The 16,283-nt window shown below is 38.6% G+C and carries 5 protein-coding genes; all 5 read left to right on the forward strand.

Annotated features, from left to right (window positions below; translation table 11 throughout):
• Positions 1-170: 170 nt before the first annotated feature.
• Entirely contained in the window at positions 171-6,620 is a 6,450-nt protein-coding gene (locus tag RLO81_RS14130; RefSeq protein WP_350112845.1) for a T9SS type A sorting domain-containing protein, read from the forward strand.
• Entirely contained in the window at positions 6,620-10,960 is a 4,341-nt protein-coding gene (locus RLO81_RS14135) for an FG-GAP-like repeat-containing protein (protein WP_350112847.1), read from the forward strand. Before RLO81_RS14130 ends, RLO81_RS14135 begins: the two co-directional genes overlap by 1 nt.
• 5 nt (positions 10,961-10,965) lie before the next feature.
• Positions 10,966-12,459 carry a PorP/SprF family type IX secretion system membrane protein gene (locus RLO81_RS14140; protein ID WP_350112850.1) on the forward strand — a complete coding sequence of 498 codons (1,494 nt, stop codon included), beginning with the start codon at positions 10,966-10,968 and terminating at the stop codon, positions 12,457-12,459.
• Between the two features lie 110 nt (positions 12,460-12,569).
• Complete coding sequence (locus tag RLO81_RS14145; RefSeq protein WP_350112853.1) at positions 12,570-14,288, forward strand: porin family protein; 1,719 nt, start codon at positions 12,570-12,572, stop codon at positions 14,286-14,288.
• Between the two features lie 199 nt (positions 14,289-14,487).
• Positions 14,488-16,283, forward strand: a 1,796-nt coding sequence (locus RLO81_RS14150; RefSeq protein ID WP_350112856.1) for a fibronectin type III domain-containing protein, incomplete at its 3' end; no start/stop codon positions are given.

Here is a 16,283-nt window from a genome sequence, read left to right on the forward strand (position 1 = left end):
CGCAAGGAGAAGTGTTCTTCGATGATCTTGAACCTCGAAAATATTGGTTTAGAATAATAACAGAAGATGGATTATCAAATGATGGTGGCACCATAAGTCTTGATCAACCCTTGCCGGATGATCCTGATGTGTCTACTTCAATTACTGTAGGTGTTAATTAATGAAGTAGGATGAAGTACTATCTTTTAATATCCTTCTCACTTTTATGCCTTATTTCAAAGGCACAGGTAGGTCATTATAAGCTTCAAATAGAGATCTATGAGGTTTGTGGCTATGGAGGGTCTGATCAAGATGGTACGGAAGATTATCGATGGGTGTTTGCGGCACGGGAGGTAGGAGGTGATTGGCAGAATGAAGGAAGAATAGGTTACAAAGATATGAATCAGGGGACATGCCTGAATAGCTCCAATAATTCTAATCTTGGGAAAAGGTTACCATTGAGGATTTGGGATAAAGCCTACCCATATTCAGGAAGCAAGTTCCATTCTTTGCAGATTTATGCCGAAGGTTTTGAGAAAGACTGTGGGAATGACCTTTATTATGACAACGAGTGTGATTGTAATTCCTTTGGTGGGGATTGTAGAGAAGATGATGATCATGTCATTTATAACCTTCAAAATAATGACCCTAAAGAATTAAGATTGGATTGTCAGCTAAAGGACGACCCCGGTAAATGGCATGAATATTCGGTTGCAGCTGGACAAATGGGAAATAAATATTCATTTAAATACCGCTGGCGCTGGACGCCTCCTGTACTCTCCCAACCTGTTCAAGTAGGTAATGTTTCTAATAATCTTTGTTCTGGCTCTGAATTTAGAATGCAAACGAGTGCTTATGCAGGTATTCAAAAGTACAATTGGTTTATTAATGTTGATAATGAACAAATGATAACAGGTTATGAAACGAAGTTTGATCAAGCCTGTGCAGATTGGATTAATGCCAATTGTGATGGTCAACAGCAATCAGCCAGAATGGCGGCAAGTAACTTAAATAATACACTTACTCCTATAGTTGACCCCAGCTCATGTGATATTGCAGATTGTTACTATCAAGAACCTATATATGAAATGAAGTGGACACTGCTAGAGTCTACTAATTCTAATTCACCTTATTTATCTGCTCCAATAGTCACTACTGGTACTAAAGATATAAGAATTAAAGTTGAAGCTGAAGGTTTAAGTGGAGTGAAAAGCGTCTCTTATAGTCCTGTTGCACAAGAACTTTACGTTTGGCCGGAGGAGCCTTCCTTAGACGACTTTTTTGATAATTTGAGGAACAATGAAATACCCGAAGAAGAATACGATTTAGAAATTCAGCATTACTCAGAACCAAGTGAAAGGCTCTCACATGGTGATCTGGAATCCATTGAAGTGTTAAATGTATCGTGTACTGATGGTGGCGATGCTAAAATTAGAATTAAGAAAGTTACGGGTAGTGGTAAGTATTGTTATAACCTTAAGCATTTAAATTCGGGGCAAGTATTTAATATCAATGGAGCTGATTTACCTAATAATGGCGACCCTGGTTCTGGGGGCGGTGGTGATCCGGGTGATGGCGATCCGGGAGATGGAGGTCCAGGTCCAATTAAACCGGGAACATTACAAAATCTTAATTTAACCAAGCCATCCATTGGAGATTACATAGTATTTCCAGATGATGACCCTGATGATAGTACCGAACCCTTAGAAGCGGGTACTTACTTGCTTAGAATAGAAAATTTAGAAACCCCTGATGAAAACGGAGATATTGTCGAAGAAGGCTCTGGCAAAATTAGAATGTGCTACAGCACCTATGTTATAAGAGTTAAGGAACCAGCAGCACTACCATCTATTGACACAATTAAAAGAAATTTTACAGGTTATAATGTCTCATGCAAAGGCAAACCAGACGGGGAGGTAACCATAGAGGGTAGCAATGGTATTGGCGATTATCACTTTTATCTATATCCGGTAGACGGCTCAACACCATTAGAATATAAAAGTACTTATGAGTCATTACATAAGTTTACTGGTTTATCAAATGTAAGTAATGATGGCACTTATGATTACGAAGCTGTAATTGTAGATCAACAAGGATGTATATCAGATACAGCGCAAATTACCATTGAGGAACCGCAAGAACTGATAATTGGTACACCTGTATTATCCAATATTCAAAATTCAGGATTTGAGGTTAGCTGTGAAGGTGCAGGAGATGGTGAGATATCAATTTCTGGGACTGGTGGTGCTGGAGATTATACTTACTATCTATTGAAAAAGAATGCTGGAAACAATTTCGATTTAATTGATTCAAAAACCGTTGCAAGCAGTCAAGCAGATAAAGGAGTTATTTTCACCCAAGATAACGATAGGGGGATAGTAATTGGTGAAGGTACTTATAAAATTCAATTAGAAGATCAAAATTCATGTACCAGTGAAAGTTTGGAATTTGAAATGAACGAACCAGATCCACCTTTAAAATTATTGGAACTAGATAAAAGACACCCGTTGTGTATCGGAGGAGAGGATGGTTATCTAATTGTTAAAGGGATTGGTGGAATACCATTTAATGAAGATGGATACAAGTTTTCACTAAATGATGATATGACTGACTATAAAATTGGTACAGAAGTAACATTTGACGAGTTGGTTAAGGGTTCCTATACTGTTTACGTTCAGGGATATAATAATTGTATTGCTTCGTTAAGTATTAATATTGATGATAATCCTAATCCCTTAAATTTGGAGGTGAGTAGTTTTGTCTCACCGAGTTGTTCTGGCATATATAATGGATCTTTTGTAGTTACAGCTAGTAATTATCAGGGTAGCCCAAACCTTCGATTTGAAATAATAACTCCAGATGGATCAACACTAAACTCTGGTATAGTTACCTCACCCAGCTTTGAGTTTACAAATTTGGTTGATGGTATATACACATTAAAAGTTTTTGATTTAGCTGTTTCAAAGCCATGCGTAAAAACTGTTGAAAATTACGCATTAATAAACCGTGATGACCCCTTAAAATTAGAAGCTACCATCCAAGAACCATCCTGCAATGGCTTTAGTGATGGTGTCGTATTTTTTCAGGCTTCTGGTGGAGATAAACCTTATCAGTTTTCTTTCGATAACGAAAATTATTTTGTTGATGAACTAAATGATGGATTGTTTGAATATTCTGGTCTGCCGGCCAACATATCTACCGGTTATACATTATATGTTAGGGATGCAAATTACACAGAAATATACCCCTCATCGTGTGTTGAATCGTTCAACCAACTCTTAACAGAGCCTTCTTTTGTTACCATAACTGAGACTATTAAGGATGTATCTTGTTTTAATGGTAGTGATGGTGAATTATCTGTGGTAGCAACTGGCGGCAAACCAACTGATGGTTACTCTTACGAATGGGTTGACTTATCTAATTCTGCAGTTTTAGGTGTAGATGATAATTTGGCTTCACTAAGTGCAGGTAACTATAGAGTGAAAGTTAAAAATGGAGCCTGTCCACCTAAGTTTGAATCATTTACAATCAGTGAACCTTCTGAATTAAAGGTTCAGTATGTTATACCTTCTACTACGTCATGTGCGGGAAGAAATGATGGATTTGTAACTATTGGTGCATCGGGAGGGACACCTCCCTACCAATACACCGTGAACGGAATTACAAAACAAGTAGGTTTTTTTACGGATTTATCTGTCGGAACTCATCAGGTAGAAATTACCGATAACCAAGGGTGTAGTGCAATGGAAGAATTTGATATTGACAATGGCATTATTACCGTTCAAATAGAATATAGTCAGAATCTAAGCTGTTATCAATCCAACGATGGATCAATCCAACTAAGTGCTGCTGGAGGGTCTTCGCCTTATACTTATTCAATTAATGGTACTGATTTTTTCAGCAATAGTGAGTTTATTAATCTCAATGCGCAGACCTATCAACTGATAGCCAAAGATGCCACGGGTTGTACTTCTGAAGTAACTGAACTTACTCTTACAGAACCGACTGAACTTATAATTAACCCAGTAGTAGACCGACATGCTTATTGCGATCAGGCCAACGGGCAGGTAAGTGTGGAAATAGCAGGCGGAACACCATCTTTCGATGGTGATTATACAGTGACAATTTTGGATGGTGACTTGCAGCAAGTTGACCAATCAGCATTAAAATCTGGTACATATCAGGTTACTGTAACCGATGAAAATGGATGTTCTAAATCTCAAAATTTTAGCATCGATAATTTACCACCACATAGCCTGAGTTATTCTGTGCTAACTACATCGTACTGTGGTTTGTCCATAGGAAGTGCAGAAGTTACAGTATCTGGGGGAGTAGGACCTTTCGAGTATTTCTGGGAATCAACTTCTGAGTCAACGGCCTACTCTAATGTATTAAATGCCGGAATACATACTGTTAGTGTCACTGATCAATATACTGGCTGTATAGAATTTATAGATGTTTTTTTAACGGATGGAGAACCTTTGGCTGCAAATCAGTCTGTAATTAATGCCACTTGCAATCAAAATAATGGCGAAGCAATGGTGAATGTTTCTGGCGGTGTAGCACCATACTCCTATGAATGGGTTGGCTTAACTGCTGAATCGAATATACAAACAGAACTATTTGCAGGTAACTATTCAGTAATAATTACAGATGATGTGGGCTGTACATTAAGTTATAATGTAATTATTAACAACGAAGATGGGCCGGCAATAGATGATTTTACAACTTCTGCTTCGTGGTGTGGGTTGCCAACGGGTGAAGCATCTGTAGTGGCAAGTGGCGGAACATTGCCATATACTTATCAATGGCTATCAACCAGTCCGGTTCAAACATCGTCAACGGCATCTAATCTATCTGCAGGTGAGCACATTGTGCAAATTACTGATGCTACGGGTTGTATTGTTTCTCAATCAATTTTAATACAAGATGATACATCACTAGAGCCATCCATTCAGGTGGTTGATATCATTAATTCGGCCTGTGAATTGAGCATTGGTTCTGCAACAGTGCAAATGACGGGTGGATTACCACCCTATACTTATCAGTGGAATGATAACAGTAATACTACAAATGAAATAGCAACCGGTCTTTCTGCAGGTATTTACACTGTGGTTGGAAGAGATGATAAGGGCTGTCAGGTAACAGTTGACGTGCAGGTACTTGATGAACCTGACCCTGTACTCAGTTTTGTGTCTAAAACTCCTTCTTCTTGCGGACTGTCTTTAGGAACAGCCGAAGTACAGATGAGTGGTGGTTTAGAGCCCTACACTTATTATTGGAACGACCCAGAAAATCAATCAGCCTCCATGGCCGAAAGGTTGAGTGCAGGAACGTTTGAGGTGTATGGTGAAGATGCTAATGGCTGTACAACCAATACCTTACAAATTAGTATTGTTGATCGACCAACTATTCAAATCAATACAATTGAGATCATATCAACAACATGCCACGATAGCTCAGATGGAGCAGCTTTGGTTGAGGTACTAAATGCTACAGAACCTTATACTATTTCATGGAGTGATAATAGTGGCCAGGATGGGTCTCAATTGAAGAGTGTTACTGCTGGTGATTATGAAGTAACCATTATTGATTATAACGGATGCAACCAATCATTGACCGTTACAATACCTGCACCTGAACCAATATCCATTTTAAATACAGTATTTACAGAGCCCTCTTGTTTTGATGGATGTGATGGAAGTGTTGAAGTATTTGCTACAGGTGGCGTAGGAGGTTATACCTTCGAGTGGTCTGATGGACAGAACAGTAACATAGCAACGAACATTTGTGCAGGAACACATGAAGTTACCATTCAAGATAGGAATGGTTGTGTTTTCACAACTTCATTTGACCTCAGTCAACCGGATAAAATCACTGAAACTGGAATACCTGAGAGTGAAGTACTCTGCGAGGGACAAACCGTCACTTTGGATCCCGGCCCTACCTGGTCTGGCCATGTTTGGGAGTCTGATAATGGATTTTATTCTGAAGAAACATCTGTTACTTTATCCGACCCAGGGAATTACTATTTAAACGTATTTTCTGAAAATAACTGCCTGGTTCAAGATACTTTCTTACTCGAAAATAGAGACGATATTTTAGAGGCACACTTTTTAATGGCCACTGAAGCTGAGGTGGGAGATACGGTTGTAATTGTAGAAATATCCTGGCCTGAACCAGAAAATATCACTTGGGAAATTCCGTCCGCAGCAAGGGAAATTAGTTCAGGGTCTTTCTTTAAAGAACTTGTTTTCGATGCAAGTGGTAACTATTCAGTAGGATTAAATGCCGCTATTGGCGAATGCGAAGATTTCTACTCTAAATCGATACGAATTTTTGGAAGTGGTGAGTTGCGAACAAATGGTCGCTCTTCCACAGAAGAACTAATTAAACAGTTCATCATTTATCCAAACCCGAATGATGGAGAATTTACTATTCGAGTTCTGCTCTCAAAGGCTTCCGATGTAGAGCTATCAATTGTGAGTCTTCAAAATGGGCTTATTGTATCAAAGTATACCGGAGTGAACGCAAGTGAATACAACGTTGAGTTTAATCTGCCAGCACTTGTCAATGGTGTATATGTGGCGAATCTGCGTGTGGGAAATAAAGAGAAGAATTTAAGATTCATTGTGAAATAATGAGAGGTTTTTTAGTTGCAGTCTTTTTAGGGCTATTTCAAATAGCTATTGCCCAAACTTATACTGAAGTTTCTTCAACAGGCCTTCCAAACCTTGGAAATAGTCATGGTACAAAATGGGGCGACATCAATAATGATGGGTTACTTGATTTATTTATATCTGGAGACGATGGCACATCAACCTTGTATTCAGGTATTTTTCTAAATAATGGAGATGATACCTTCACTGATTTAGGTGCCAATTTCCCTCAATTAAAAGGGGGTGAAATAGAATGGCTGGATGTGAATAATGATGGTTATCTTGATGTTTTCTTTGCTGGTATTGATGGAAGTGGCGAGGTGATAACGGATGTTTATCTGAACAATAAAAACAATACATTTAGTGCCCTTAATTTAACCCTCCCTTCTTTGAATTCAGGAGGCATTGAAGTAGCTGATTTTAATAATGATGGTTGGGTAGACCTATTTCTTTTCGGGTTAAATTCTTTAGGAAATAGGGTTTCATATCTGTATGCCAATAATAGCGACAATACTTTTCTACCCGAAGTTACATCACTCCCAAATTTCTCTTCCGGTGATGCTATTGCCTCCGATTTTAATAATGATGGAAACATCGATATTCTGATCAATGGAATAAAAAGTACAGGTGAGAAAATAAGTCAGCTTTACCTAAATGAAGGTGATTTTACATTTACTCAAACAATAACTCCAATTGAGAAAATTGTATCGGGCAAACTGGCCTCAGGTGATTTGGATAGTGATGGATATGAAGATGTTGTGGTTATTGGCTTTAATAGCTCTGGAAGTCGTATAACAAAAGTTTATTTGAATAATGATGGCTTGGGTTTTGCGCTATTAACAACATCAATCGAAGGTATTTCAGACGGAAGTGTTTCTATCATTGATATTAATAATGACGGTGAATCAGATGTAGTTATTCATGGCATTGACGATGATGGAAATTATAATACTCATCTATTTGCAAATAATGGAGATAACACCTTTGATGAAGTTACGCATGCTATAAATGGTAGAATTTATGGAGCCGTTGCCATTGGCGATTATAACAATGATGGTGATAATGATGTATTGGCTACAGGTTTTTCAGTGCTTGGTGAGGATACAGATTTATTTGCAAATGATGCGCTCGATACGAATGATCAGCCATCCTTTCCAGTCAATCTTATTTCTGAATCAAAAGATTCATCAGTGCAACTTTCATGGGATAATTCAACAGATGCCCAAACCACCACAAACGGTCTATATTATAACGTTAGAATTGGCACAACTCAAGGCGGGAATGACATTTTATCACCAAATACAATCAGTACTGGACAAAGCCAGAAGGTCCTTTCATTCAACGCTTTTCATAATCTTAACAAGGCCATTACAAACCTCAATGAAGGTCAGTATTATTGGTCAGTACAAGCAGTAGATAATTCAGGAGAGGCTTCGGTATTTTCTGCTGAAGAAAGCTTTATAATCTGTCACGATTTCACAATTGGGAATGATACAACGGTGTGTGTAGGCGCGCCAATTCCTGTTTCTGCTGGTATTGTTGGCCAACAAGTAGATTGGTATTCGGTAAATGATGGATTGCTTCTTAGTAATTCAAATGAATTTGAGTTCAAACCAACAGCTGCTGATAAGTTGGTTGCGGCATGGACAAAACCATTAGGCTGTACAGTGTATGACACCATGAACATTGATGTGTATGCCCTACCAGATTTTTCGATAGGCAATGATAATCAACTATGTTATGGTACAACCACACAATTTGACGCTGGAAGTACGTGGGAAAATGTTAATTGGTATTCTTCCAGAGAAGGCGAAATTCTAGCCGGATCATTCACTTATGAGCATACCGCTTTAAAAAATGATACCATTATCGCCTTGGTAGAAGATTTTAATGGCTGTTTAAATTCTGACAGTGTTAAGATAGATGTTATTGCCTTGCCTGATATTGACTTGGGTTCTAACACCTCAATTTGTTTGAATAAAACCTTTGATTTCGATCTTGGTAGTGGGTGGGACGAAACCAACTGGTACTCACCAGGGGAAGGTCAGGTAAGTTCTGTTCAAGTTATCAATTACCCTATCACACAAAAAGATACACTTATTACGGAGGTCTTTAATACGTCACGGTGTGTAAAAATCGATACCATCATCTTAGATGTCTTCGATCTACCTTCTTATGATTTGGGTGAAGATGATGCCGTATGCCTCAATGAAGTAAAAGAACTAAATGTGCCTGTTGAGTATCTAAATGTGAATTGGTACTCACCGGGTGAAGGATTACTGGCAACTGATCAAAATAGTTACAGTCACTTGGTAACTAAAAATGACACCATCATATCCGAGGCATTTAACACCAACGGCTGTGTAAAATTTGACAGCATTATTATTGACTTTATAGCATTACCTGATTTTGATTTAGGTAGTAATGAAACTATTTGTTTCGTTGAGATTAAATCATTTGACTTAGGTGATTCATGGAGTGCTGTGAATTGGTATTCACCGGGCGAGGGGCTTTTAGCATCATCCTTTCAACTCGATCATAGAGTTGAAAAAATAGATACTATTGTCGCTGAAGTCTTCAATGTGTCAGGTTGCGTTCAATATGATTCTATAATTATTGATGTTTTCGATCTGCCGCTTGCTTCTCTTGGTGAGGATAAATCTATATGCTTTAAAGAAATTCTAGATTTAACTCTTGGTGAGTGGAGTAGTGTCAACTGGTATTCCAAGGCAGATGGTTTATTATTTAATGGTCTTAATTTTAGTTATCAGGTTACTAAGACGGATGATATTATTGCAGAATTTACCAATGATAATGGCTGCACTAACTATGATACCCTTCAAGTTACCAAGTTAGAATTACCTGAAATTAGCGTTGCAGCGGACACTACAATTTGCTTTGGACAAATCTTACCATTAGATGCTGGCGCAGATAGAAACACAATTTCTTGGTATAATGCTGATCTTAATTTACTCTCAACCGATCAATTTTTTGATTATGAAGTAACACAAAAGGATACCGTTTCTGTAGTTGTCACTGATTTTAATAATTGCACAAATTCAGACTCGGTTATTGTTGATGTATTTGAATTGCCAGAAGTAAATATTGGTGAAGATACAACGGTGTGCTATGGTTCAGAGGTTTTATTGGAGGCCTTTGGAGGAACTACCAATTGGTATTCTTTTGAAGAAGGTCTAATCAGTGAATCTACTAATTCATTAACAAGAAATGTTATTAATCCAGAAACCTTAATAGCTGAAGTAATTGATGCTAACAGCTGTGTAAACTATGACTCAATCGATGTCAATCACTTCGAAATCCCTGAGTTTACTGCCGGGGAAGACAAGGCACTTTGTAACAATGAATCAGTAAATATTGGCGGCAGTCCAACGCTCATATCGCCAATCGATGTCGCCTTTAACTGGTCTCCAGTAGCTGGATTGGATAATAATACAATTCCGAATCCATTGGCTAATCCAGATTCTTCTACTTACTACATACTAGAGATAGCCACCCTGGATAATTGCCGATTTACGGACTCAGTGTATGTAGAAGTTGATCCGAAAAGTACTGTAAATACAGGCGGCAATAGAGTTATGTGTTTTGGAGACTCAATAACATTGGGCGGTCAGCCAACTGCAATTGGAAGTACTTTGCCTTATGAATTTATCTGGTCTGGAGACCAATCCATTGATGATACCAGTAAATCAAACCCTAAAATATCGCCAGCGGAAAAGACAACTATTCAACTCATTACTAAAACAGGGGGCTGTATTGTCGATACATCTTATGTTGACATTGTGGTAAATCAGTTGCCAATTGTTGAGGTGAGTAAAGACGTTACAATTGGTTTAAATGAATCCATAACTCTCTCTGCAACAGGAGGCATAGAATATTTGTGGTCACCATTTGAGGGGTTAACATTTAATGACATTGCAAACCCGCAAGCTTCGCCTGGCGAAACCACTAAATATTCAGTAACTGTTACGGACGATAATGGCTGTTCAGACCAGGCCGAGGTGATTGTTCGTGTGAATTCTGAAGTATTTATCCCTAATCTTTTCACTCCCAATGGAGATGGCAATAATGATGAGTTCAAAGTTTTTGGCACTGGCATTGAAACCATAACACTTAGAGTATTTGACCGATACGGCCAGGAAGTGTTTACAACTACTGACCCTGAAGTAGGGTGGGATGGCATGATTGCAGGCAAAGAAGCTGCTTCTGGTAACTACATCTGGACAGTGAGCGGAAACTTCTATGATGGCCGACCACTCACTTCATTAATCGAAAAAACGGGAATAATAAAATTAGCGAGGTAATGAGAATGAGATCAATACTCCCACTACTAATTTTGATTTTAACAACGCTGGAAAGTGTTGCGCAGAATGTGTCATTTAATCAATTTGATCAATCGCCATTCACGACCAACCCCTCTATACTGGGAATGAAAAACGAGGGGTCTGTATCTTTTTTGCATAGAACACAACAGCTCGCAGCGGATATTAAATTCAACACAACCCAATTAACGGGAAGTTATGCACTTATTAATAAGAAAACATTTAGGCGAAGAGGCGGTGTTGGTTTTTCAATATTGCGAGATGCCCAAAATGGAGAGCAGGCTTTTAAATTACAAGGAATTAATCTGGGCTATGCGTACAATCTGCCAATTGCCACAGGACAGTTCGTGAGCTTCGGACTACAAACCGGATATTTTCAAAGAAGCATTAATTCAGATGGCTACACAACAGGTAGTCAATGGGTTGATAATGTGGGTTTTGATAGAACCGCACCATTAGGTGAGACCTTCTTAGATAATCAAACAAGTTATTTTTCTATTGCCTCAGGAGCAACTTGGTATGCTGAAGATGCTAATCAACGTCAACTTTTTAAACTAGGAGTTGGTGTTGCACACCTAAATAAACCTGATATTGCCTTTACTGAAGTAGAAGACAGGTTAGATTACAGGCTTACTGGAAATGCTTTTGTTGCCCTACTTAAAAATGATAGAATTCTTTTTGGCCCAGAATTGCTTTACCTCTATGAAGCAAATGATGATCTCATTAGTGCGGGCACCTCGTTATCCTATTTCTTTAAGAACGATAATCCACTAAGTGCAATCCATTCAGGTTCAATCGATTTCAAGTCGAGATATACAATTAATAACTCAATTGTTCTGGGAATTCAGCTTACGCAGCCCAACTTTTCAGTAGGATTTAGTTATGATTTTGCCGTAGGCAACGATGCAGTACTTACTACTGGTAGAAATGCATCGGAATTATTTATCTCTATTAAAAAAACTCTTGGTGCTAAAAAGCAATCGAGTAAAGTAATAATAGATAACTACTCTCTTGGTGAAGTAAGAGACTTTTATACAACAGACAAAGTGAGATACTTTGGTAATGAAAATGACTCTAATGCTGCAAATGAGGATGCAGACAAAGAGGTAGAGGACATTGATTGGGAGGAAGAAAATTATCAATTCGAATTACGCAAAGACTTTAGTTTTGGCTTCAATGAGGCTAATTTGAGTGATGAGGCCAAGCTTTTCCTTGATGATATAATCAAGTTACTTAACTCAAACGAACTCCTCTTTTTAGAAGTCATCGGTCATACTGACAATGTAGGTACGAATGCCGCAAATAAAAAAGTATCAGTAGCCCGAGCCCAGGTAGTGGTTGATTACTTAATAGAACAAGGAATTAAAGCCAAAAGACTACGAGTAACAGGTAAAGGGGCAAATGAGCCATTGCTTGATAATACCAGTGTGTCTAACAGGGCTAAAAACAGACGTGTGGAATTTATCATCTATACAAAATAGTGAAGTTCCATAATAACGATATCTCACAATTAGAATGTCATTCTGAACTTGTTTCAGAATCTCAATCTAATTTTCGAAAAGTCAATTCAAGATTCCGAATCAAGTTTGGAATGACAGCGTTGAAATTGAAACTGATATGTGTTACACTACTTATTTTATTTAATCAAAATGGATTCACCCAAAACCTCGAATCCATTGGTCAATCAAAACCAATAGAAGTCAGTGGAGGGCTCTCGCTAAGTAATATAATCTATGCAGCAGATGGGATTGATCAAAGAAGGGATCCTTATACTTATTTTGCTTCCGGCAATGTAACGTTAAGCTTATATGGGTGGTCAGTGCCATTTTCTTTCGCCTTTTCAAATCAAAACAGCTCTTTCCAGCAGCCATTTAATCAATACGGGTTGCATCCAACTTATAAATGGATAACCGGGCATATTGGCTATACAAGCATGTCTTTTTCGCCCTACACCTTAAATGGACATTTGTTTTTGGGCGCGGGCGTTGACTTAGAGCCAACAGATAAATTATCAATTTCTGCCATGTATGGCAGACTTCAAAAAGCGATTCAGCCGGATTCAACTAATGAGTCGGTGTTGCCAGCTTTTTATAGAACTGGTTTTGGACTCAAGACAAGTTATGGCTCTGCTTCAGATAACGTTACATTCATTTTCTTTAGCGCCACCGATGATGAAAATTCATTGAATTATGTTCCTGAATCGCTCGAGGTTTTGCCAAGAGAAAATCTGGTACTCAGCCTTGGGGGCAGTAAAACTATTGTGCCTAACCTGATTTTAAAGGCCGAGATCGCTACAAGTGCATTAACTCGTGATAAAAGAGCAGCTTCTTATGAATCTTCAAGCAAGAATATTTTTTCAACAGGTATTTTTAATCAGAAACAATCTACAGGTTATTACAATGCCTATAATGTAGGAATTTCTTATGCTTTCAGTGCATTCTCAGTGGGCGCTGGCTATGAGCGGATTGACCCCGGTTATGAAACCTTAGGTGCCTATTTTTTTAATAACAACCTTGAAAATATAACCGCAAATGCAAATACTTCACTGTTCAGCGGAAAGGTAAATGTTGGTGTAAATGCAGGTCTGCAGCGAGATAATTTAGATGGTGAGAAGGTATCGTCTATGAGCCGTTTTGTGGGCTCTATGAATGTTGGCTACACCCCAAGCAACAGGCTTAATATTGCTGTTAACTACTCTAGTTTTAACACCTATACGAACATTCGATCTCAATTTCAGGACATAAATCAGTTAACCCCTTACGATAATCTCGATACATTAAACTTCACCCAGATATCACAAAGCATCAATTCCAATGTCAATTATATGCTTTCTACAAACGAGGCCAGAAGGCAGAATATCAATGTAAATATTACTTATCAGAATGCAGCAGATGAACAAGGCGGTGTTGAGCAAAATAGCGGCTCACAGTTTTATATGTTTAATGCAGCTTATAATTTGAGTATCGTACCTTCGAATACTTCATTCACACTCGCGTTTAATTATAGCAAGAATGAAGCAGCAGGATTAAATTCAACAACATTAGGTCCTACACTGGGGGTGAATAAAACGCTGCTCGACAAGAAAATGCGAACCGGTTTATCCGTGTCGTTAAACAATGCCTACACCAATAATCAGCTGGTTAACAGAGTGGTTAATTACCGATTAACAGGTAGCTACGCCTTAAAGAAAAAGCACGCTTTTAATGTGAGTGCGGTGGCTTTAAACAGAACAACTGTTGGTGAGGATGGAGCGGTAGACTTTTTAGAGTTTACAGGTACGGTTGGGTATAATTTGACTTTGGGATACTAGGAAAGAGTAATAATGAATAATGAAAATAGAATTATGATCGTCACCTCGAATCCCAATTGGGTGAGAGGTCTCCAAGTTAGTAGGAGACTTCTCACTCCTCTTCGTTACGTTCGAAGTGACGTCAATTATTCCCTTTTGATGGTAGAAAAAAGCGTATTTGAGTTGAATTATAATAGTAGAAAAAACTAGCAAATTGACATTGAAATCATTTTTTAAAAATATATCGTTAGTAGTACTCACATTTGGTGCGCTTTCTGCGACAGCCCAAAACTTCCCTGTCCAAGCCAATCTATCCATCACACCACCATATTCGGTGTATCTGCAAGATTACATATCCCCGGGAGTTGATAAGTTGAATTTGAACATTCTCCCAACAGATTTTACCATTTCAGAGCTTCGCGTAAAACTCAGGATAAGTATCGAAGGTCAGAATGTAACTTTACGTACAAAATCATCTTTCCAGCCTACACCCCTATTTATTAATGGAGGTGTACCGCTCAGGTTAACGGGCTTCGATATAGCTGAGTACTTAAATCCCGACAATCTCGATTTTCAGGGAATTTCAAAACAGCAGTTTTTGCAGAATGGCGCTTTGCCAGAAGGAGTATACCGGTTCAATATTGAAGTAATTGAATTTAATAGAAATGTGGTAGTCTCTAATAAAGCGTTTGTTGTAGCCTGGATTATATTAAACGATCCTCCATTAATTAACCTTCCATTTCAGGGAGAAAAAGTAAGGGCGACTGACCCTCAAAATGTCATTTTTCAATGGACCCCAAGGCATACCGGATCACCCAACTCTGCTTTTGCTACTGAATATGAGTTTTCACTGGTAGAAATCTGGCCTGCAGGTCGTGATCCTGAAATAGCTATGCGTTCTACCAGCCCAATTTACCAAACCACTACACAGAGTACTACCCTCGTGTATGGTATTGCAGAGCCGGCATTGGTGCCAGGTAGAAGCTATGCCTTCAGAGTAAGAGCTAAAAGTATGGTAGGAATTGATGAATTAGACCTTTTTAAAAATGATGGCTATAGCCAAACAGGCACATTTACTTTTGGTGATGAATGTAAGCCTCCTACAGGAATAGAAAGTAATACGATAAGTGCTAAAAGCTTCAACGCCACATGGAATACAGCATTTAATCATACAGGTTTTAACGTCCGCTATCGTGAATCAGCAGAAAGGAATAATTCTTGGTACGAAGAGGAATCGTTCATTGGAGAACAGCGCATAGGTGCTCTAAAGCCTGAAACTACTTATGAAGTCCAAGTTCGTGCTGCCTGTGGTAGTTTGGAAAGCCCGTATTCTGAATCTTTGGCTGTAGTAACAGTTACTGAAGGTGAAATAGCCTTTAGCTGCGGTGTACCACCTGAAGCGTATGGTTTGGAAAACAGAGAACCGCTTCAAAACCTGTTTATTGGTGAGTATATTTATGCCAATGATTTTGATATTAAAGTGCGGGAAGTGACAGGTAGTAATGGAATTTTCTCTGGTACGGGTTTAGCTGAAATGCCCTTGTTTAGTTTGGCAAAGGTTCGGGTAAATTTTGAAGGAATAAGTGTAAATACAGATTACCGCTTGGTAGATGGCGTGGTAACAACCATCTATGACCCCAACAGCAGCATGATGGTGGATTTAGACCCTGAGGACACATTAGAAGATGAAGCCGATGACGGCACAAGTGGCGATGACGTTGTGGCAGACTCTGGCAATGACATTAACTATGATGAACCCATTGATTCTGTGTATGTAGATGATAATGGTGATATTGTAGTGGTTATGGAAGATGGCAGCACAGACACCGTAACGCCCGATCAAGATGGCAGCAGTGATGATGAGGAACCTGAAGATACGGTAATAACAGATAGTGTAGGTAATAACTGGACGGTGGATAGTGGGGGGATTGTGACACCAGGAGTAGGTATTGGAGGTTCAGATACTGTTAATACTATTCCTTATGACTCAATCAATCAAATATCACCTGACAGTCT

Origin of the sequence: Fulvivirga sp., from assembly GCF_040220315.1 — a bacterium.
In the GTDB taxonomy this organism is placed as follows: domain Bacteria; phylum Bacteroidota; class Bacteroidia; order Cytophagales; family Cyclobacteriaceae; genus Fulvivirga.

Bases quoted from the DNA above. Each gene is read 5' to 3' on its own strand.
- RLO81_RS14130 (WP_350112845.1), top strand. From the start codon at position 171: ATGAAGTACTATCTTTTAATATCCTTCTCACTTTTATGCCTTATTTCA.
- RLO81_RS14135 (WP_350112847.1), top strand. From the start codon at position 6,620: ATGAGAGGTTTTTTAGTTGCAGTCTTTTTAGGGCTATTTCAAATAGCT.
- RLO81_RS14140 (WP_350112850.1), top strand. From the start codon at position 10,966: ATGAGATCAATACTCCCACTACTAATTTTGATTTTAACAACGCTGGAA.
- RLO81_RS14145 (WP_350112853.1), top strand. From the start codon at position 12,570: ATGACAGCGTTGAAATTGAAACTGATATGTGTTACACTACTTATTTTA.